Origin of the sequence: Leifsonia soli (genome assembly GCF_013408745.1) — a bacterium.
GTDB classification, from domain to species: Bacteria; Actinomycetota; Actinomycetes; order Actinomycetales; family Microbacteriaceae; genus Leifsonia; species Leifsonia soli.
The window spans coordinates 2,894,210-2,915,171 of the sequence record NZ_JACCBJ010000001.1 but is presented as its reverse complement, the minus strand read 5'-3'; the positions used below and the strand labels follow the sequence as shown (position 1 = coordinate 2,915,171).

11 protein-coding genes, 1 tRNA gene and 1 pseudogene are annotated in these 20,962 nt (G+C 62.1%); 4 read left to right on the top strand and 9 right to left on the bottom strand.

The window, feature by feature from the left end:
- Positions 1 to 312 precede the first annotated feature (312 nt).
- On the top strand, positions 313 to 699 hold the full coding sequence (locus tag BJ963_RS14000; RefSeq protein ID WP_179457254.1) for a hypothetical protein: 387 nt from the start codon (positions 313 to 315) through the stop codon (positions 697 to 699).
- 142 nt (positions 700 to 841) lie between these two features.
- Here BJ963_RS14000 and BJ963_RS13995 read toward each other — a convergent pair whose 3' ends face one another.
- The 5 genes and pseudogenes from BJ963_RS13995 to BJ963_RS13980 all read right to left on the bottom strand — a co-directional run bounded on the left by BJ963_RS13995 (position 842) and on the right by BJ963_RS13980 (position 7,603).
- Positions 842 to 2,005 carry a Wadjet anti-phage system protein JetD domain-containing protein gene (locus BJ963_RS13995; RefSeq protein ID WP_179457253.1) on the bottom strand — a complete coding sequence of 388 codons (1,164 nt, stop codon included), beginning with the start codon at positions 2,003 to 2,005 and terminating at the stop codon, positions 842 to 844.
- Positions 2,002 to 5,025 carry an ATP-binding protein gene (locus BJ963_RS13990; protein WP_246298068.1) on the bottom strand — a complete coding sequence of 1,008 codons (3,024 nt, stop codon included), beginning with the start codon at positions 5,023 to 5,025 and terminating at the stop codon, positions 2,002 to 2,004. Before BJ963_RS13990 ends, BJ963_RS13995 begins: the two co-directional genes overlap by 4 nt.
- Before the next feature lie 156 nt (positions 5,026 to 5,181).
- Positions 5,182 to 5,337, bottom strand: a pseudogene (locus BJ963_RS19610) (ATP-binding protein); the annotation flags it as partial.
- Positions 5,338 to 5,399: 62 nt separating this feature from the next.
- Positions 5,400 to 6,128, bottom strand: coding sequence for a DUF4194 domain-containing protein (locus BJ963_RS13985; RefSeq protein WP_179457251.1), 729 nt, complete (start codon positions 6,126 to 6,128; stop codon positions 5,400 to 5,402).
- Entirely contained in the window at positions 6,125 to 7,603 is a 1,479-nt protein-coding gene (locus BJ963_RS13980) for a DUF3375 family protein (protein ID WP_179457250.1), read from the bottom strand. The genes BJ963_RS13985 and BJ963_RS13980 overlap by 4 nt, the downstream gene beginning before the upstream one ends.
- Positions 7,604 to 7,919: 316 nt before the next feature.
- Here BJ963_RS13980 and BJ963_RS13975 point away from each other — a divergent pair, with 316 nt between their 5' ends.
- Positions 7,920 to 10,961, top strand: coding sequence for a hypothetical protein (locus BJ963_RS13975; protein WP_179457249.1), 3,042 nt, complete (start codon positions 7,920 to 7,922; stop codon positions 10,959 to 10,961).
- Positions 10,962 to 11,031: 70 nt separating this feature from the next.
- On the opposite strand, the gene BJ963_RS13970 is transcribed toward BJ963_RS13975, so the two are convergent.
- The 4 genes from BJ963_RS13970 to BJ963_RS13955 all read right to left on the bottom strand — a co-directional run bounded on the left by BJ963_RS13970 (position 11,032) and on the right by BJ963_RS13955 (position 18,524).
- Positions 11,032 to 11,103: transfer RNA gene (locus BJ963_RS13970), tRNA-Arg, on the bottom strand.
- Between the two features lie 20 nt (positions 11,104 to 11,123).
- A complete protein-coding gene (locus tag BJ963_RS13965) occupies positions 11,124 to 12,314 on the bottom strand; it encodes a tyrosine-type recombinase/integrase (protein WP_343037287.1) in 1,191 nt (396 codons plus the stop codon).
- A 166-nt stretch (positions 12,315 to 12,480) separates the two neighbouring features.
- On the bottom strand, positions 12,481 to 15,255 hold the full coding sequence (locus BJ963_RS19560) for a DNA methyltransferase (RefSeq protein ID WP_179457248.1): 2,775 nt from the start codon (positions 15,253 to 15,255) through the stop codon (positions 12,481 to 12,483).
- On the bottom strand, positions 15,255 to 18,524 hold the full coding sequence (locus BJ963_RS13955; RefSeq protein ID WP_343037286.1) for a helicase-related protein: 3,270 nt from the start codon (positions 18,522 to 18,524) through the stop codon (positions 15,255 to 15,257). The genes BJ963_RS19560 and BJ963_RS13955 overlap by 1 nt, the downstream gene beginning before the upstream one ends.
- A gap of 214 nt (positions 18,525 to 18,738) precedes the next feature.
- On the opposite strand from BJ963_RS13955, the gene BJ963_RS13950 reads away from it, so the two are divergent.
- On the top strand, positions 18,739 to 20,046 hold the full coding sequence (locus tag BJ963_RS13950) for a hypothetical protein (protein WP_179457247.1): 1,308 nt from the start codon (positions 18,739 to 18,741) through the stop codon (positions 20,044 to 20,046).
- A 7-nt stretch (positions 20,047 to 20,053) separates the two neighbouring features.
- Positions 20,054 to 20,866 carry a GIY-YIG nuclease family protein gene (locus BJ963_RS13945; RefSeq protein ID WP_179457246.1) on the top strand — a complete coding sequence of 271 codons (813 nt, stop codon included), beginning with the start codon at positions 20,054 to 20,056 and terminating at the stop codon, positions 20,864 to 20,866.
- Positions 20,867 to 20,962: the final 96 nt, after the last annotated feature.

Here is a 20,962-nt window from a genome sequence, read left to right as displayed (position 1 = left end):
ATCGTTACGGGCAATTTCGACTGGCGGAGCGGCTGCGGCGCCGAGATTCTCGAACGACTTGACCTGTGAGTTGGGCAGCCAGACATCGTGGGTGGTGTCAGATGCGGACGACGCACGGTCCAGCCCAATGGCGTGTGATGCCGTTCTCGGACAATTTCGGAGAGCAACCTATGAAGATGAGAGATTCTCAGCTAGTCTCCAATAACCCAAACGAGGAGGGTCAATGAAGTGTCACGACTGCGGTGGCGAATGCGAGAAGGACGACACCGGCAAATGGCGATGTGAGGGCTGCGGGGCGGTAAGGGACTAGAAATGGCCACCGCCTCTGAGATGCACCGGAAGGCCGAGCAAGCCTTCGCTCTGCTCCGGGAGAATCCAACTGCGCAAGAGACGATCCAACCAATGGGAAAGGACTACACGCTCGGCTGGGTCCTGATTAAAGGGAAAGTCTCCTACGTGAACTCGAAGCCCAACGATAGCGACTACAAGAGCTGGACGAACGTGATGGGGACGGTTGTAATGGGATTCGATGGCAAGCTCTATACCGTCAACGAAGGGTGGGGCTACTCGGAAGGAAGAGGCAGCTTCAACGATAGCTGGGTCTTTGAAGCAACCGACAAGGTCCTAGTCGGCGAGACGGGCGCGCCGTTCAGCCGGATATGCCAAGCGCTCGATCGGGTGATTGCTCTCAATAGCTGAATCGGTAATGTCCGGGCCGTGCAACGTGGGTTCTCCGCGTCACCGCGATCGCCTCGTGCCGCAACCTTGGCGGAGGATTGCTCGGTCTTCTGCAGAGCCGTGGCACCGTTAGGGTCAGCAACACGCGAAAGGGGGAGAAGCGTCAGCTTCGCCCGCGGGCTGCGCGCTCCAGAGCGGCAAGGGCGACGCTAAGGGGGATTCTCTCCTGCTCGATGCGGCGAACACGGGACCACCCGGGATGCACAAGGTCGAGATAAAGCGCGCGCTCATCGTCGGTGAGATTGGGCACAGAACGAGGCTCCCGCGCCTCCAGAGGTGCACCGAGTTGGTCAACTGTCGTGCCGTAGGCCTCCCAACGAGTGAACGAATCCGGGTCCATCAAAATAGAACGCGCGGGGACGCCAGCCGCGCGGAAGCCGTCGAGAATCTCCAGCCCGTCCGCGTCCATGTCTCCCCAGTAGATTAGGACTGGCGCGTCAACGAGCCACTCGAAGGACGCGAACGTGCGCCCTCCCTTGCCTACCCCTTCGACGCTAATGGCGCCTGCGACTTCAGGAAAGTTCACGGCGGTGTCCTTGTTCTCGGAGATGATCACCACTTCGGGCAGGTACGCCAGAGCGAAACGGTCTCCGACGCTGGCAGTGTCGTGCTTCCGTCCTCCCCGTGCCAAGTGGTCGGGGTCGAGATAGCTGAAGTGGATCCTCGGCGCGTGGTTCCGCATGAGACCGAGGTCCGGTTTTCCGGCGAGCTCTGCCACGAGGTGCTGCCGGGTATTCAGCCACTTGGCGTGGAAACCTTCCAGTGGCACCTGACGTGGGGTGAGCCCCGCAGCGGAATTCGTGGAGAACCACGCGCCGGCTCTCAGAAGCAGCTCGAAATCGACGTCGCTAAAATGGTCTGTCGCCTTCAAGAATTCAGACACCTCGGTCAGCGCGGGGAAGCGGTCTGGCAGCCCCTTCAGCCGGTTCAGACCCTGCTGCAGGCGCCTGGGCCACTCCCCGCCGCAGATGCGTGCTGCCTCGTCGATCGAGGGGACGACTAGGTGCGAGGGAATCGAGTGGGAGACTGCACCGATGCGTCTGGTGCGGTTCACAAGCTCCACGTCGAATCCGCGAGCCCAATCACGCCAGTCCGCAGTGAGGTTCACCACGGTGGTGAAGTCCGCCTCGATGGCGGTTGAGGATGCGGAGGAGAGCGAGAACCGGTGCGGCCACACGGCCTTCGCCGCCTCACCGGTGACGGTCTGCGCCCACGTCTGCCTAAGCCGGCGCTCGATCTCGCGGACGATGTCTGCGGGTCGCTTCATGCGTTGCTGTTCTGATCCACACCGCGTATCTCCAGCACGTAGGACCGGTGGGTGCTGAGGTTCTTCGCGATCTCCACGATGACATCCGCGTGGGGCTCGAGTGCTGGGGCTTTGTCGACCGGAGCGCCGATGATTAGCTGGAAGCCCAGCCCCCGCCAGGCCTGGACGGCTCGCGAGGTGAACTGGCCGTCCGCCTTGATGAACCCCTCGTCGAGGAAGACAGGAGCGAACCGGGGCCGTTCGCGTTGTTGGTCCCCGAGCTGGAAGCGCAGGGCGCTGCCGACGATGAACGCGATCAGCTCCTGCATCTCGCCGCCGCTCTTGCCCTGCAGCGATCGGTAGATGCTGAGCGGTTCGCCATCCAGGTTACGGCGCTGGGCGGTGATCTCGACGTGGCGACGAACGTCGAGCAACCGGTCGCGGTCAACGACCTCCACGAGCTCGCGCGGAAGCCGAATGTCGTCCTTGCGTCGGAGCTGGGCCATGAACCGGCGCAGCTCCTTGAAAGCCTGCTCCAACTGATCGTTGTCGAGGCCCGTGGTAGCCATGCGCGCGTGCTGGGCGAGCTCCTTGCGGAACTTCACCACGGCATCGGGCTGCAGCCGACGCAGGTCGATGAAGAGGCGGTCGTTGGTGGGTCCGAACGGCAAGTCGCGCAGGATCTGGTTGATCGGGTCGAGGCGGTCCTCGATCTCCTCGATGGCGGCCGTCAATGCGGTCGCCAGCTGCTGCAGGTGCTGTCCGCTCCAAACCAGCAAGCGCCTGCGCCACTCGTCGCGGCGCTCGTGCAGCCCTGACCTCAGGATCTCCTCGAGTATGCCGGCATAGTCATCGTAGAAGTCGATCGTCGTGCCGAGATTCGAGTCATCCCACTGCGTCAGGTACCGCTTGAAGGTCGCCTCGATCTGCTGGGTGAGGCGGGTCACCTCCTCGCGGGCTTCCGTCGCGCGCTTCTGCAGCTCGGCGCGCAGCCGGTTGAGGTTCCGACTGAACGACTCCGGGGTCTCAGCCTCGTCGAGGAGAACCTGCGCCCACAGATTGTTCAGGTCCTCGGCGAGCTCGTCGCGCAGGACGAGAACGCCTTCGTTCTCGATCCTTTCGAGCACGGGGTTGATCCGATCCTCCGCCTCGACCAAACCGCTGTGCTCGCTCTCCAGGCCCTTGATCACCGTCTCGCGATCATGGCGCTCACGCTGGACGTCTTCGAGTTCGTCGTCGAGCGTCTCGATCTCAAGGTCGAGCGCGGCGAGCACGTCGTTGTTGTTGCGGATCTCGTCTCGGCGGCGGACCAGGTCGTCCCTCTCGGCGACGGCAGAGGCCACGTCCAGATCCGGCCAGGACTCGTTGGCGATGAGGGCGTGGGCGTCCTTCTTCGCTCCGAGGATGGAGATGGCCTTGGCGATCTGATTGGCTTCGTCGTCGGTCGACTCCAGCTGCGCCTTCAGGCTCTCCTTCTCCTGCGTCAGCTCTTCGCGAAGGTCGGCGTTGTCGAAGCCGATGACGTTTCGCCCGGACTGCCGACCGTGACTGCCGCCCCTGCCGCGCCGGGTCTGGCCGGCTGCCGTGATGCGGAGATCTTCGCCATTCAGCTGGTCCGGCCCCGCGACGCACAGTGCGTCGCGTGAGGGATGCGACACGTACTCGGTCACCCACGACTGGTACGGGGACTCCTTGAAGAGCAGCTTGCCCGCGATGTGATCCGGCTCGAAGATCGGCTGTCGCTGACCTTGCGACCGGGGCACGCCCTCGAAGTGGAGTCGCCCCTTGAGGTGCAGTGGGTCGATGGCGCGGGAGAAGTGCTCGAGGTGCTCCAACGGGACCAGCATGCGCCGGGCGCCGCTGTACAGGGCCGTCTCGATCGCGGTGCGCCAGTACTCCTCGTCGGGCATCACATCGATCAACTCGGCGACGAAGGGCAGGTCGGAGATGGCAAGCCCCGATGCCTCGGCGGCCGCCTGGCGCATGTCGTGCAGATAATGGTCAATGCGGCCCGCGCGAGTTTGGAGGGACTCTAGTTCCGCCCGGATCTCCTTCAGCCTGTTCTGGACGGGCCAGCGGCGCGAGAGAACCTCGTCGCGCTCGGCGCTCAACCGCTGGTGTTCATCGGGGTACGCCGCCATGAAGCCGCGGGCGTCCTCTTGGACTTGCTCGAACTCGGCTTGGGTGGCCAGCCGCGTGTTCAAGATCGTCGTTGCGGTGACGAGCCGGGCGCGCCGTTCCTCGCGGGAGTGCATGCGACCTTCCGCGCCCGCGATCTGAATGCCGAGCTCGCTCAGCAGGCCGCCGCCCTGGTCGTTGTGCGCCTTCTTGGCCGCTTCCAGCCGGCTCTTGAGCGCCTGCTCGCGTTCAATGAGCGTCGCCCACTCGGTCCGGGCTCCGCGTGTTGCCGTGCGGTTGGCATCGACGGACCTGCTGAGGATTCCGCTGTGGCGATGCAGCCGCCACAGCCCCGCCGGCGTGGTCTCCGCGTCCAGCGACCCGAGCTCGTCGTCCGTCTCGATCGCCTTCTGCGCCCGGTCGAGTGCTTCGTGGGCGCTCGTGATGGGCCCGAGGAGGTCCGCGCGGGCCTGGGCGGTCAACATCTCCTGGTAGACGTCTTCCAGCCGGTCGAAGTGTTCGATCGCCGCATCCGCCTTGTCGTAGGAGTCTGGCTTCTCGATCACGAGCTCCTTGTAGAGCCGGTCGACCGTCGGGATGTCCTCACTGGCCTGGATGCGCGCCAGCAACCGCAGGGCTTTCGCGCCATCTCCGCCCGCGCCGATGCCGAGCTTGACGAACAGCGCCTGTGCGAACGAGCTGTACGAGTCGTAGGTGCGCATCTCCGGCCACACAGCCTTCAGCTCCCGCGGCGGGAAGTGGTTGTCGCCGATCCGGGCGAACTCCTTCAGATCCCGCAGGTCGAAGGCGTCGTTGATGGTGATCATCCGCATGCTGATCTCGGCCGATCGCGATGCACGAATAGGCACGTAGTACGCCCGCATGGCCGTGAACCGTTCGCCGGCCTCGCTGATGAAGGTCATCGCCACCGCGCCCCAGGTGGGCTCGCCGCGGCCGCGGAGGGTGGCGTCGACGACCTCGCCTTCCTCGAGGGTGTCGTCGAGTTTGCCGCGCAGGTAGCTCAGCAGATTCCGCTGGTCGCTGGAGCGAGCGCGCCCTCCGCCCGAGTCGTTGGATGCTCCGTTGAAGGCGACGTTCGGCGGCATCATCAGAGCGATTTCAGCATCCATGAAGGTGCTCTTGCCCGCACCGGACTGTCCGCTGAACAGCGTCACACCGGGACCGAATGTGGCGCTGGCGTGACCGTGGAAGCCGCCCCAGTTCACCACCTGCATTGTCTCTGCGCGCCACTGCAGCTCGGGCGTCTCGATCAGCGCGGAGATCTGCTCAATGAGGCTCATTCGGACTCCTCTGTCGTCGATTCGGGCTCGCTGTCGGACTCGGACGCCGTGCGCACTTTAAGCCACGCCAGAAGGTTGTTCAGCGCCGTCACCGGAAGCATCGGCTCGATGGCCGGTGAGATCCGGAACACGCCGTCCTCGTCGGTCTTGACCAACAACCCCGCGGTCTTGAGCGCGCCAATCGCACGCTCCCCCCTGCCGTCGTCGGAGACGCGGTCGGTAGCTGACTCCGGCCGGTTCTCCTGGAGGTACTCGAGCATCTCGGCACGACTAACCCGTGCGTGCGCTTCCCCACGAGCCTGCTCGTTCCGCGCCCGGACTCGGAGGTAGACCAGCAGAGCGGTCTCCTCCCGCGGCCAGCGGGTGTCGTGCAGCAGGGTGGGAAACTCACGGCTGCCAGAGATGGGGCGCTTGTAGGCGACCTCGCGGTCCAGGCTGATCACGAGCTCGAGGAAGAGGTCGTTCAACCTCTCCGCGATCGCCTTCCTGGACTTCACGATTGCCCGCCACTCCGGAGGGTGGCTGTCCGAGGTTATGAACCTGTTCTTCAGCAGCACCACGAGAGCCTTGCGCTCGTCGAGCTCAAGCCCGCCCTCGTCGCCGTCGAACAGGGAATGAGTGGTTGGCGCCGCTTCGGCATCGGCCTCCGTCTCAGTGGGCATCTCGTCAGAGTCCCACTCCGGCTCTTCCTCGATCTTTTGCGGCTCTTGCTCGATGAACGTCACAGCTCCTCCTCGTCGGGGCCGTTGTCCGGCGCGAACTGCGGGACAGTGAGGATACGGGTCGATCCGTCGGGACGGATCGTGAAGTAGGTCTCGGTCTGATCCGGTGCCCGAGTCAGCTCGTCGCTGTTGGTCGCCAGATGCAGCAGCCCGAGCACGTCTACCGGCCGGCGAAGCTCGTTAGGCAGTTCGGAGAACAGCTCGCCCAGGCTCCAACCGCCCGGACGACCCTTCGCCTCTTCGAGCACCGCGTGCAGCTCGGCCATGCGGGGGCCGCCGAAGCGGCGCAGCTCGTCGAGCGAAAGAGCATCAGGCAGCTCTTCATCCGCTTCCGGAATCTGCGGGAGAGGGACGTCGTCGGAGGGATCGTGGAACCGTTCGCGCAGATGCGTCACTTCGAGCTCATCGGGCAACAGGCTCACCGGCACGGTCTCACGCACACCGGCCGTCGCGAGCCAGGTGGAGACGGCGCCTTCCAGCGACCGCAGAACACGGTCGAGCTCGCGGTCCTTAGCTGCGTCCCGAGTGGTGATGTAGGTCCGAAGCACATCGGTGATCCGACTCCGCTGGTCCAGGACGGAGTCCAGGCCCTGCCTCAAGAGCGGCACGATCCCGCGCAGCTCCTGCCGGTCTCGGTCCATCAGGAAGGACTCGCCCTGCTCGATCAGGTCGCCCACGTCCTTCCGGAGTTGGTCGAGCAGGTCATCGTCGCGGAGGAGCGCGAAGGCGCCTTCGAACGCCCGTCCCTCGGCGGTGGCAGTGATCAGCTGGTCGACGCGCTCGAGATAGCGATCGATCACCTCGCCCGGAACACGACGTTCTGCGCGGAAGTCCTCCAGGATCTCCCCGCGGACCTGGCGGAAGGCTTCTTCGACCCGGGTGAAGTCGGACGGCAGCTGGGAGACGAGCGAGAGCAGCTCGTCGAAGCCTTCGAGCATGCGGTCTTCGGTCATGGCCTGCATCTCGCCGCCAGCCTCGAGCCGATCGCGCTCGACCATCAGCTGCATGATCTCCGCGTCCAGGATCGCGATCCGGGACTGCCGGTCGGGGTTGCTCTCCCGGTTGATCCGCCTGGCTGTCGCCACGATGTTCGCGATGCGATGCTCGCTCAGGCCCGTGCGCTCCTGGCGGAGATTCGCGATGAAGTCGAGCGACTGCTGGGCATGCGAGGTGAGCGAATAGACTTCGCTGCCATCTGCGGCGGTCGACCGGATAAGCCACTGGGCCCTCGTCCAGCGCAGGCACACCTCACGGCCTGAGCCGGAGGGGACGTCAGCGAGCCCCGAGGTCGCCATTTCGGCGATCAGACCTTCAACTTCGACGTGGAGCCGCGCTGTCGGAACCGACCGGGTCTCACGCGAGAAGCAGGCGTTCAGAATGGCCACTACCACGGGTGCTTGCCGCTGGTTCAGCAACGACAGCGTCGGCTGCTCAAACGCGGCCGCAACTCGAGCAAGCTCGCCAGTGATTCGGCTCACGTCGTCCGGTCCCCCCGCAGCTGGATGCTCTCGTCTCGCTCAGCATGTCAGCGACCACGGACATTTCTTGCTCGTGACGCCACCTGATCGTCTCTTCTCGCCTTGACTGTTCGCTTAATGGACCACACGCATTGCGAAAGGCCACGGCGTCAGGGCCAGCGGAGCTGGCCGAACGGCTGAAGAGGGCCTCTCTCGGCCAGCCATCTGCCGAGCCCGACCATCCTCACAATTGCGCACCGGGATGCACGCACCCGGCCCCTACCGGATCACTTCAGCTGAAAACGGATTCGGGCATCCAAACCTGGATACTTGCAGTGTGAGCGAGTTGACACCTGAACTAGAGTCCTTCATCGCGTTTCGACTCGGACAGCTGAGCGAACGGAATGAGCACCACAAATTCGAGGAGATCGCTACACGGATCGCGCGTAAGAGAATCAGTTCGAACATCCTCGTATCCAACGGCCCAGTTAGCGCCGGCGGCGATCAGCAGCGCGACGGCGAGTCGTACACAACACGGATTCCTGACGAGTTTCCCAATGCGGCAGGGTTCGCAGCGTCCGCATCCACGTCGCCTGTCGTTATAGCGTGCACGGTGCAGCGCACCGGACTCAGGGCGAAGGTCTTGGCAGATCTGGAAGGCATCTGCGGTCCTGGTGCCGCGCCCGTGGATATCGTTGCGTTCTTCAGCGTCAGCTCGATTCCCGAGGCCACGTCGCACGACCTCCAGCGGATTGCTCGCGACCAATACGGCGTAACCTTGGACATTTTCAGTGGGGCGAAAATCGCGACTCTGCTCGCTGAACCGGATCTTGTTTGGATAGCGCAGCACTACCTAGAAGTACCGGCGGTTATGGTGCCTGATCCAGAAGGGGTCGCTGTTCCGGAGTGGTATGCCACGGTGCTGGACGGCTTGCGCAGTAACCACGGTCCTGCCGCGCTGACACCCGCGACGCAGGGAGAGATTACCGAGGGAATTCGGTTCGCCACCTGGGACGCGGCAGCCAACAGCGATCTGCCAGAGTGGGCCGACTTCATGAGCGCGTTTCTCCGAGATGAGCTCAGCTCAGACCTGGTCTTCCGAGCATGCTACGAGATATCTGTTGCGCGCTTCCGAGGTCTGGGTGAAGCTACCGACGACTTGGTGCGTCGAGCGATTGGCATTGCCTGTTCCAGCGCTCGAGCGGACATCTTGGAGGACTGCGCCACCCTGGTGTCCTACTGGGGCAACATGTGGTTCGCCGGCGTGTCCTCGGCATCTGCGCCAGAGATAGCGGAAGCGCGGGCGAAGCTCATCGCACATTTAACCGCTGAGTTGGAGACGACAAATTCGTCCGAATACCCAGTCCGTGCAGCAACATTAACCGGAACGATGGCCTACCTGATGCTCACGCCCAAGGTCGAGCAAGCTGAAGGCGGAGGGTACAGTCCGACAAAAGTCGAGAGGGACAGGCTCGCTGGTGTTTCCCTGGTCGACGCCAAAGTTGATACGTCGAGCGCGGCGGAGTCGGGGCTTTTCGACCTGAACTCGGTTATGGCGTACCTCGATCAGCTAGTAGACCTGCTTCCGCGCGCCCGCGCATATTCAGTCAGCAGCATTGCACGAATATTCACCCTCTTTACGCCAGCTTTGGCATCCGATCCTCGTTATACGAAAGTGCGGGACGCATTAGACGGGGCAGTGGCCGCCGTGCACGGTGATGCGGCAATAGCTCAACGCTGCCGCGACCGGGCGATCGCATTTGTCGAAGCTGGACAACCGTTGGCGGCGCTAGGCGAACTTCACGACGCAAAGGTGCGGTGGTTCCACGGCGATTTGATCTATGGCGCGGTTTTGGTGACTCGGTTCATAGGGCATCTCTACCGCGATCTCGGTCTCACTTATGCAGCCAAGATGTACGCCTCCGCTGCCGCCATGTTCGCCAATTTGAGCACCGACGCGGACACCAAGGCGCAGTTGCCGAAGGCGCTATTAGATTCAGCTAGAGCAGCTCAGCTAGCAGGCAGCTGGATCGATGCAGCTGGTCTAACGGAGGTTGCTCTACTCGCTCAGGCATCTCTGGCCACAGACCCGTTCGACATCGACAAGTATCCCGAGCTCGGAACGCACGAACTCAATGAACTTATGCAATATCTAGCCGTGCGCAAGTTCTGGCCCGATCTTGAACCTCTCTTTGAGGCAGAGCACCCGAATACCGGCCTTTACGAACAAATGGTGGAGGACGCCAGCCAGCCCGGGAATGAGATGCCGTTTGATGAGGGGGCGTTTCAGGAACTGGCGAGAGGACAGTTCAGAGGGCCGGTGCTATCTGACTTGGGGCCGAACCGCGTCATCGATTTCGCCGCACTTGGAGTCCGGTGGGTCTTCACCTTCGACGCAGACAGGACGACCGTCCTGAGCGCGGAAGGGTTCGTGGCAGCGTTTCAAGTGTTCATCGCCGACGCCGCACGGTACGACCCGGTCATAGTCGAAGACACGGTGCGTGTTCATATCGATGTCATTGCATCTGGAACGTCCGTCGTCGAGCCGGAAGGTGATAGCGCCGATATGCGGGTCACCATAGTTAGCGCAATGGCCGACTTCGACGAGCTCGTGCCGTTCCTTGTTGCCGGCAGCATGCAACTTCTACAAGAGGTCCACGCCCGGCCGAACGACGAGCTTGCCGAGTTACTCGAGAACCTTATGCGAGATGGCATCTCGCACAAGGTGGTTGTCGGCCGTCCGTACTATGAAGTCGCAGACTTCTTGTCGACCGAACATTACGAGCGGTGCGCCGCGGCAACGCGCCCCGCGTCTTCGTCTGATTTTGCCCCTACAGCCCACGTGGCATTAGTTGCCTCCACCCGCCTCGGACGAGGGTACGACCGAGCGGAGGCGCTCACCCTTATTGAGCAGCGGTATCGTGCTGCGGAAGCTTGGAAGGTTTCGCTCGCGAGCTTCTTCGCCGATCCCCGGGGCCTCGACCGCTTCCTGCAATTGCGTGGGGAAGGCTGGTTAGATTGGCAGTTCATCGTTGCGTTCGTGAATGTTGGACTGAATTGGAGGCTGCGACAAAGCGGTGCCAACATCCGCAATCTCGCCCCGGCGCAATTGCGACAGATCGCGATGAGGCCGGAGGGAAACACGGATTCCCCTGTTCCCGTGGACGTCTTTCTACGGGAAATTGAAGTCAACCTGGCTATCCAGACAGCAGTGATTGCGGGTACCTGGAAACTTCGTAGCCGTCCCGAGAAGAGGGGAGAGGGCATCATGCGAAATCTGTTGACCCGCCGCTATCGTTTCGCTGTCGACGATGTCCCTCATCGAGACATTCTCGCCTGCCTGGACGGTGAGGGGCGATTCTTGCCGATTGTGGAATAGCGGAGCTACAACTGTAAAGGACCGGTGCCCAATATGTGCGACGTGGGCGCCCGGCACTCGGACACCTAAGTGCCCCTGAAGGGACTCGAACCCCCAACCGTTTCCTTAGGACGGAACTGCTCTTCCATTGAGCTACAGAGGCCGGCTAGACGAGTATACCGATCAGTCGCGGATCAGCTTCTTTCGGGACGTCCTCGTCAACTGTGCCAAGTACCGGGCGTCAACCTCTGCCGTCGCCCGCTCATTCAAACGCTCCGCCACGTTGTCGAGGTCGTCCTCGAAAAGGTCGGCGTATGTGTCTAGAGTCATTGCCGCTGATTTGTGCCCGAGCATCCGCTGGAGCACTTTGACGTTGGCGCCAGCGCTTACGGCAAGGCTCGCCGCGGTGTGTCTGAGCGAGTGAGGTGTCAGGTGGTCTAATCCGGCGTCGCGTACCGCGGTCGACCACCATGAATGTCGATTTTGCGCCGTGTCTGGACGGGCAAGTATCCCGCCAGCTGAGGACTTGAAGAGCAACTCATCACCGTCTCGGGTGTTGACGAGCGTCTGCAACGGCTGCATGAGGAAATCAGGGAACGGAACGGAACGTGCTTGCCAGCTCTTGGGCACATCAACATACATGGCTCCTTCTACCTCGGTCACAGCACGACGAATAACGAGGCGGCGCCTGACCAAGTCAAGATCGTCAACCCTCAATCCCACCGCCTCGCCCCATCTGATGCCGGTGTAGGCCAGTGTCAGGATCAGTGTTCGCCTCGGTTCATCGGGAGCGGCTTGCGCCAACCGGAAGACTTCCTGGTTGGTCAGGTATCGGTGGCGTGGTGTCCATCGTTTGCGTGGCAAGTTCGTGACCGATCGCGCTGGGTTCCTCGAGATACGACCATCCCTGACAGCCATGTCGAGAATGCCCGCGAGAACTCCTACCGCTCGTATCACTACGCTCGGGGAACACGGACGTTCCGGGGTGGTTCGGCGAATACGAGCCGTGTTGGCGACTCCCTGAACAAGCTCCCGAACCCACGTTTCGACCTCCGACGGCAAAATCGCACCAATCGGGACGCCACCCCACTTCGGTTCGACATAGACCCTCCAGGCGGTTCGCAGTGGCGCAAAGCTCGAAGGCTTCAACACCACCTCCCTGTTTGCAAGCCAGTCTTGGGACAAGTGACCGACTGTGACGGTCGCTTCTGGCGGGATCTGCTTGCGCGTTTGGGCGATTGTCACCTCGGCGGCGGCAACGTAAAGCCTTGCTTCCCGCCTGGTGCGGAAGCCGCGCTTCTCCCGTTGACGGCCGGACATGTCTCGCCAGCGGGCCCGATAACGACGCCCTCTGGCGGACTGATAAGCCCTCACGCTACCCACTGTGACCTCACCCCGAGCAACCTATTTCCATGATTGCCCGGCGGCCCCTCCGAAAGAGTGGCGATGTTGATTGTCGCCGCTCACTCCGTGATCTGCACCTTAGGGAACCCCGACTCGGTGCGGGTATGCGCCTTCCGCCCATGCGTTCAGCACGGTGCTAACGCGGTTCGCGCACCTTTCTGCTCCCGCTCATGGCGTCGAGTAGTAGTCCCGCCTCCATCCTCTGGTTGAGTCCGAGGAGATACGCCACGCGTTCGCTTTGCCCACTGAAGCCCTGCGGCCGGTAGAGGCTTTCCACGTAGCGATCAAGTTCGAGATGCGCTTGCCTTAGGGCGCCTGGCATGGTGGCGGCGTCGTACATCCATGCCAACGTACGGTCCGCGTGACTCGCCCGAGCTTGCAACACGCTACCGCCCAGGTCAGCCAAAACCACGGCTTGCTCGTCTCCGACGGTCGGAAATACGAAGTTGTTGTAGACGACGTCCTTCGAATAGCGATAGCGGCTTTCGAGCCTCCCTCCGATAGTACGCATCCAGTCCATGTGCATTTCGCTCGTCATTAGAGCAAAGTCGATCACGGAGGCATCCGGTACCACGAGGCAGCCGTCGGACGCGATTACCCCAGCCTCGAAAAACCCCATCGGTACGTATGCACGACGCTCGGAAGAGGTCCTCGGGACCAGAAGGAAGCTGGATGAGGGGCGTTGTGTGATTTGCGCGAAAAGGTGTGGTGTGCGCGCGAGTTGGGGGCGAGCTGAATCTGAGCGTGTAGCGAAGTTAGCCTCAACTCGCGCGACAATCTCCGGCACCTGTTGCCATCTAGTCGGGTCAACGTTCTCGAGCCAAAGACAGTAGCGAAGCTTGCCGTTTATGTATTCACGGGAGCCGTAGAACGGCAGAAGCCACTCGGCGGTTTCGGGGTACTCGTCCACTAAGCGGTCGCGCTGCTCCACGCTCAGGATCAAGTTGCCGTCATCGGCAGCCATGTTGCCGAAAACCATTTCCTTGCGCCCTGAAATCTGGCTCTGACGATTGCCCACGACGTATTCGGAACCCGACAACAGGTACGGGCTTATGGTGTCGGCTTCCGATTCGGTTGGCTCACTACTCGAGCTCGCGTAACTAAAGAGGCGCTTGGGCCTCACGTCCTGTGCCGAAAACCCTACGATGATGCAATCGACGGCGGCTTGGTCGGGCGCCTCGTTCTGCCAGTCAAAAGTTTGGTGAGCGAAGTCGATATGGATACCCGCGCGGTAGAGGGGTCGCCACAAGATCGCCGGCTGTTCCCCCTGCGCAATCGAGTTCGTCGACACCAGAGCAGCTCGAATCTTAGGGTTTAGCGCCATCATTCGAGCCGCCAATAGATACCAGGCAGCAACAAAGTCAAGGAATCCTGCTTCACGGATCCCGTGGGCGACGGCCCGCAATTCCGCCTTTTGGACCGCATTCATCTTTCGAGATCCATAGAAAGGAGGATTCCCCACAATGAAAGAGAGTTCTTCGGCTGGAACCACCGCATTCCAATCCACCGTCAGCGCGCTTCCCAGATGGATCTTCGGGGCGATTCGGATTGGAAGACGGTCTGGGGCGAGTCCGAAGTCCTCAGCCATGCGCTGGTTGGCCAAGTGGTCGACCAGAAGCATCGCGGTCTCTGCGATCCTGGCTGGCCACTCTTCGATTTCGATTCCATAGAAGTGGTCGAGCGTCACCTTGAGATCGCCAGTGACGTCGAAGGAGAGCTGCGCGTAGTCCCTCCCCTTGTCCAAAAAGTCCAGCTCGCGTTGCCTCAGCAGCAGGTCGAGTTCGAGAGCGCGGAGCTCCCTGTACGCGACTATCAGGAAGTTTCCACAACCACATGCCGGATCAAGGACACGGACCTTTGCAAGATCGTTGTGAAGCCGCGTCAGTTGTCCACGGTCGTTCCACGCACGCTCCAACCGATGCCGCAAGTCGTCCATGAAGAGCGGGTTGATGGTGCGAAGGATGTTCGTCTCGGTCGTGTAATGCTCGCCGCCTCCGCGACGTTCAGAACGCGTCTTGACAGTCTGGAACATCGATCCGAACACAGCCGGCGAAATAACTGACCAATCAAAGTCGCCGGCGTCTATGAGCTCTGTGCGAAACGCTTCTGTGAGCGGCCCCATAGCGAGTTCCTCGGTGAAAAGGCCACCGTTGACATAGCGAAAATCATGGATGACCGCGGGCAAGTCCGGCCTCCGCCGCTCGTGGCTAAGCGCCTCGAAGAGTTCACTTAGATCGGCGGGCAGCGTCTCGACTGTCGTGTGATCGATGAGGAAGGCCTGGAATTTATCCGGCCTCCCGGAGCTCTTCCACATGCCGGAATCGTCCGCGAAGAATAGGAAGAGAAGACGCGCAAGTAGCAAAGTCGAGTTGTGCTGGTCCCAGCCCGCGGCTTCGAGCTCCCCGTACAGCGCGCGCATCAGACGAGCGGCCTGGGCCGCCGTCGTCTCGGCCTCATGATCGAAAGCTGCTCGCATGCGACCGAGCAAGTCGACTAGCGTGAGCTCTTCGTTGAACCCGATCGCGATGGCATCGAGTTGGCGCACGAGCCGCGAATCGCTATCGCCCACCCGGCGTTCATGAAGCACGAGCTTGGCGTTCGCGCCGCCCATCTCCGCTCGCCTCGGCCACCGCCAAGCTTGATTGTGCTCGTCCGCGAAGATGACGAGACGCTCGAGATTTTGCTCGCCAACTGCCTGGTCGATCTGTCGCTGAATCGAGCGAGTAGGCAGCCCATCGTGGAACCAAACGCGGAGACCCTTGTATCCGGCAACTTGGCTGAGGCGATGCATGCCATCCTCGACCTCGACGGTTAGTTCTGCTTGGTCGGGGTTGCTCCACCCGAGATGATCGACGAAGAGGTCACGAAATTCGCGCCGGTCGACAAGCCTCAGAAGTACCGCACTTTCCACTACTCGCTCACTCCCATGGTGCTTACGATCCGAATTGAGTCGTTTCCGGTACGCCGCTCGATGACCAGCTTGTCCTCCCGCGCCAGTGCCGTGACCCGGTTCGCCAGTTCCTCATCTGAGACTCCATTGCGAATCGCATTTCGGAGACGACGATCCGCCTCGTTGGTCAGGGGGTGCTGGTAGAGCAAGTCCAGGGCGGCAGAGGCCGCCGGCCCGAAATCGAAAAGGCTCTCGCCGAGGCGCTTCCAGATCTGCCGTCGCACGCCGCGGAGTCGTCCTGCCGCCACAGCCGGATTGGCTAGCGGGCCGCGGACTAGCGCCCCGACTAACTCGTCGTGATTGGCCAGGCGTTCGACCGATGGTTCGTCCGGAGTGCTCTCAAAAAAGCGTAGCGTTTCAAAGCCGGTTAGGAGTTTCGTCTCGCCCCCTGGAGTAGTCCAACCGAACGCATCGATGCCCGACTCAGTTCGGACGTAGCAAGCAACCCCGTCTTCGAGATCTGTGACGCGCCTGGCCCTGGTTGCATCCACCAGATCTGGTAGGCGGCGGGCGCGCTCAGCAGCCTCCGGCGTCTGCTTTAGTGCGTTGCTCCAGTACTGGAAAGCGAGGCTGGCCGCGTCGATTTCTTCGACGTCCTCCGCTTCGTCGAGGCGCCCGTCGTAGAGATCAGTGATGGTACGCACCTCCTCCTCAGAGCCGAAGAACTGCTCATCGGAACCGAAAGCCTGTGCGTTTTGCTGCAATCTGTCGGCGATGCGTTGGCGAAGCGAGAGGACGTTGTTGAGGGAGCCGTGGAAAATCGAGTACAGCAGTACTTCAGGGGACTCCTGCCCAATGCGGTCAACGCGCCCCGCCCGCTGGATCAGCCGCACGATTGCCCAGGGCAAGTCGTAATTAACGATGATGTGGGCGTCCTGCAGGTTCTGCCCCTCGCTGAGAACGTCGGTTGATACGAGTACGCGCAATTCATCGTCAGGGCTCGGCGCTTCTATTCTGCCGCGCAGTTTGTTTGACTGTGGTGAGAAGCGGCGTGCCAGCTGCGTTGGATCTTCGTTGTCCCCGGTGGCGGCGTCGACTGACTCCACGCCAAGCGAGCGAAGCGCGGCTGCTAAATAGTTCGCGGTGTCCTTGTACTCGGTGAACACCAACACTTTCTCGTCGGGATGCTCTTCCTGGATCAGCTTGGCGAGCGCAGTGAGCTTCGAATCGCGAGCGATCTCCCATGGTCCATAAGCGTCCAACAGGGAAGACAACGCCTCGGTGTCTGCGAGCAGCGCATCTCGCAGCGACCTCGTAAATAGCTCAGGACGCACCCAGGTGATGTATCCAGGGTCCGTGTCGACTAATGCCTGGTAACGCTGCGCGGCCGCATCGCCGAGGCGTTCCGGGTCATCAAGCTCGTGCTCGACGACGTCGTCATCGTCGAGGAGGTCGGCCTCTTGAATGGTGCCCGTCGGTAGGGGAAGGCCGTTGTCGATGGCGTAGAGAAACAACTCGTTTCGGGCAATATGACGTCGCAACGAAAGCGTGAAGGCATAGCCGCCCGACGACAGTCGCTTGTAGAGGGTAGTGCGAACAAAACCGGCGACCTGACCGCGCGCCCGGCGCAGGTTTTCGACGAGTTGCTTGTCGTCGTCCGACCACTCGCTCTTCCGCTTCTCGTCCACGTAGGCGATTAGCGAGTAGCGGGGCAGCACCAAGTTTTGGAGTGCATTTAGGGTGTCGTCGCTGACCATGAGAGCTGCTGGATCGTTCTCATCGAAGGGATGATCGATGGGTCGAGGGTCACGATCTGGAAACCTGAATTTAGTGCCGTCTGCGAATCGAAGAAACTTCGATCCGTCATCGTCTGTCTCCGAATAGTTGTTCTTGATGAACGAACGGGTGCGTCTCACGAGGTGCTCACTCATGAGTCGCTTCCAGTCGTCAGGGTCCTCGGAGCGTCTGAAAGCCTGCAGCGTTGTGACCTTACCGTCAACCTTGTCAGCGAGCTTCGGGTCTGCCGCGAGGGCGTTGACGGGCGAGATTCCTAGGTCCTCATCTGGCTGGATGAAAAGACCCAACTGATTGGCGACGTCTTCAAAGCGCCGGTTATATGGCGTCGCTGTTAGCAGGAGCGCTCTGGCGCCGACGCGGTCGATGTACTCGAGCACAGCTTGGTAGTCGCGGCGCTTGTCGTTGCGCAGTGTGTGCGATTCGTCGACAATCACGAATCGATATCGGCTTATGCCCGGAAGCACGGTGTGAGCTTCGGTATAAGACACAACTCGACCGGGCACGTCATACGCGTCGAAGTAGTCCTCCCACATCTGCTTGAGGTTCTTCGGGCAGACCACCAGGGGAAGGTAGCCATGCTCTTCTCGAAGCATGAGGGCGACCGCCACCGCCGTAATCGTCTTGCCGAGCCCGACAACGTCGCCGAGCATGGTGCCACCACGAGTCACGATACGGCGCGCCAACGTTCGTACGGCGGTTGCTTGGTAGTCGAGCAGTTCGGCCTGAACCTCGACTGGGACTGAATACTCGTCCTGGCCTTCACGGACGTCTCGCGAAAGGTCGTAGCAGAGCTTTAGAAAAACTTCATATGGCGGTTTCGGCTTGGGGGATGCCCAGGATTCGTCTAGTAGCTCAAGCAAGTCCGCGGTTACAACTCGGCTTTGCGGATCGTCCCATCGCGCGTCGAACCAGGCGGCGAGATCCTTACCGCCGCCGAACGAGTCGGGGACGTCGACGTTCAGCTCGAGGTTCGAGTTCAAGCCCGGCGCCGTCAGGTTGCTACTTCCGACGAACCCCATGATCGGGGAGTTGAGGTCGTGACGGTGGAAGATGAAGGTCTTGCCGTGCAGAGGTCGCCGGGTAAACACCTTGACCTCGATCTTGCCTGCTTCGAGCTCCTCACGAAGGGCAGCGAGGGTCCTGCGGTCCGCTGCAGTTGGAGCACCGCGCATGAGCTGCACCCGAAGGTGATCGAGGAGCTGAGCCTTCCGCTCCTTGGACATCTGTGCGTCGGCATCCGGTCGAGGCTGCCCGTCGACTGTGGCTTGAAGCTCGTCTAGGGTCTCCACCTCAGGGCCGGCAAATACCATGCCAATGAGGATCCGAGTCACGGGCGCCCCACCCGCGGGCTTGGCTGCCACGATCTCCTCGAACTCACTCCAGCCGCGAAGGTTGAAGTATCCGACCGCCACGTCCATACGGTCGAAGTCGCGCAGGGTTGCTTGTAGGTGGCCCCCCAAGCGAAGCTCGATGTTGTCAAAGATCCGGGTCACGTCGCCCTCTCGTCACTTCCCGGCCCTCCAGGAAGATGTGCTTCATAGGCTATCCAGATGCACGGGCGACACCCCGATTGGGACCTGCGTGGCGGGCTGGGATAGCGCTGGCCCAGCAGCCGACCAGTATTCCACCGCCGCGTGCGACGGCTCGCAAGCATGCCACCGCGTCGTCTACGTTGTTTCCACGGGGTACCTCACTACGGGAAGCAGCATGAGCGAAGAGATCGAACTCATTAGCGATGGCGATGGCCTTGCGATTGTCGGCGAATCGTTGGCCGTGGAGCGCTTCCTTTCTTCCGCCGGGGTGCAATCCAAGGATCTGCAACTCCACCAAGCGCTCGGGTCCGCCTTCAATGCCGGCGCGAACCTTGCGCAGGCCGGGTCGCAGCTCGCCGGGAACTCCGCGCGGTGGGTCAAGCTGACCGAAGAATCCGCCAGGGCTCTGAAGCTCGGCACGGCGATGAAGGGGTCGTCTGACGGCGTCAGTAGGGCCATACTCACCACGAGCAAGGGCAAGATCACCAAGATCCTCGAGTTCACCAAGCCCGGCTCTGTCGGTTCAATGCTCACCAATCCGGCGATGCTCGCAGGGGCCGCCGGCATCATGGCGCAGTTGGCGATGCAGCAGACCATGGAGGAGATCACCGAGTACCTCGCTGTCATCGACGAGAAGGTCGACGACATCCTCCGCGCACAGAAGGACGCCGCACTGGCCGAGATGATCGGCGTCGGCTTGGTCATCGACGATGCGCTGCTCAAGCGCGAGCACGTCGGTCGCGTCTCTGAAGTGACGTGGTCGAGTCTGCACGGCGCCGCCCAGACGATCGCTACGACCCAGGCGTACGCCCTCCGCCAGCTCGACGCGCTCGCCGAGAAGATGGAGAAGAAATCGAAGGTCGGCGACCTGGCCAGGATCACCGAATCCAGCGAAGCCACGGTCGAGGAGTGGCTAGCCGTGCTAGCGAGGTGTTTCCAGCTCCAGGATGCCCTCGCCATCCTTGAACTCGACCGCGTTTTCGATTCCAGCCCTGCGGATCTGGAGCGCCACCGCGTCGCGGTGAAGGCGGCGCGCTCGAAGCGGCGCGACCTCATCGCCGACAGCACCAGACGGCTGCTGTCCAGGATGGACGCGGCAGCGGTCGGCGCGAATGGGCAGGTCCTCTTCCACCCGCTGAAGGCAGGCCGGGTTGTACGCTCCGGCAACGAGGTCGCCGGTGATGTTCTCGTCTTCCATGAGCGACTGGGAATCGAGGCGACCCGTGAGGCCATCGCGTCGACGCCGTGGCGCGTGGCGGCCAATAACGCGAAGGCCGATGCGATCGAGACGGGTGGGCGCGGTGTCGATGCCATACGCCAGTTCGGCGTGAAGACCTTTGAGGGCGCCAAAGCCGGCACCGGGAAGATGGCAGAGTCCGCCGCTGATCGCCTGCCGTGGCGCCGCAGCGGTGACCGAGACGGTGCGCTCAGGGGCCAAGACGGGCTCAGGGACGAGGCCCCCTCGGCCGGCTCCGAAGACTGATCGCCCGATGACACTGACGCTCGGCCCGCTGCTTCTCGATGCGGGCATCGACCTGACCACCGCACAGGTGATCCGGCACACCTACGTGCGGGAGCACGAGGACAGCGGCCTGCGGGGAATTCACGCGGACTCAACGGATGTCGAGATCCTCGAATACACCCGCACTCAGTCCGCGGAGACCCGGCGGTTTCCGCTGCATCCCCCGCGTTTCTGGGTCGTGTTCATCCGCGAAGGCGGAGACCGCGCGCGGTTGTGGTCCGTGATCGAGAACCGCGGCGAGATCTCCAACTCAGGCATCCTCCGGACGTTCGATGTCGTTCAGTCGGAACACATGGCGGATCTTCGCAACCGTCTGGTCATCGGCTGGAACGCTCCCCGGACATGGCGCATGAGCGCCGTTACCGCCGCAAAGTACCCCGTGAAGAGCATCGCGGATGCGGAGCCGATTCGTTTTCCGGGCTTCGATCGCCTCATCCTGAGCTACCCGCAGCTGCAGGCGGTCATGCGCGAGCACCGCTACGGGGCGTGGCGCACCGCGCTCTCCTCCGTATTCGGCATCTATCTCATCACCGACACTCGAACCGGGCGCCACTATGTAGGAAAAGCCGACGGCACGGAAAGCGTCCGGCATCGCTGGAACGCTTACGCCACCAACGGACATGGCGGCAATGTCGAGCTACGCTCGCTCAACCCGGAGACCTTCCAGTTCTCCCTGCTGCGCGTGTTCGACCCGGCCACTCCGACGAAAGACATCGACATGGCGGAGAGCCACTTCAAGACCGCGCTAGACACTCGGCGCCATGGGTTGAACCGCAACTGAAGCCGCGAGGGCCATGGGCTGGTCGGCCGCGAGCTTCATGTCGAAGGGGCGCACCTCTCGCGCCGATGTTCGTGGTGCCGCGCCACGTGTCAGGCA

Coding starts and splice junctions, on each gene's coding strand:
- BJ963_RS14000 (WP_179457254.1), top strand. CDS start 313: ATGGCCACCGCCTCTGAGATGCACCGGAAGGCCGAGCAAGCCTTCGCT.
- BJ963_RS13995 (WP_179457253.1), bottom strand. CDS start 2,005: ATGAAGCGACCCGCAGACATCGTCCGCGAGATCGAGCGCCGGCTTAGG.
- BJ963_RS13990 (WP_246298068.1), bottom strand. CDS start 5,025: ATGACCTTCATCAGCGAGGCCGGCGAACGGTTCACGGCCATGCGGGCG.
- BJ963_RS13950 (WP_179457247.1), top strand. CDS start 18,739: ATGAGCGAAGAGATCGAACTCATTAGCGATGGCGATGGCCTTGCGATT.
- BJ963_RS13945 (WP_179457246.1), top strand. CDS start 20,054: ATGACACTGACGCTCGGCCCGCTGCTTCTCGATGCGGGCATCGACCTG.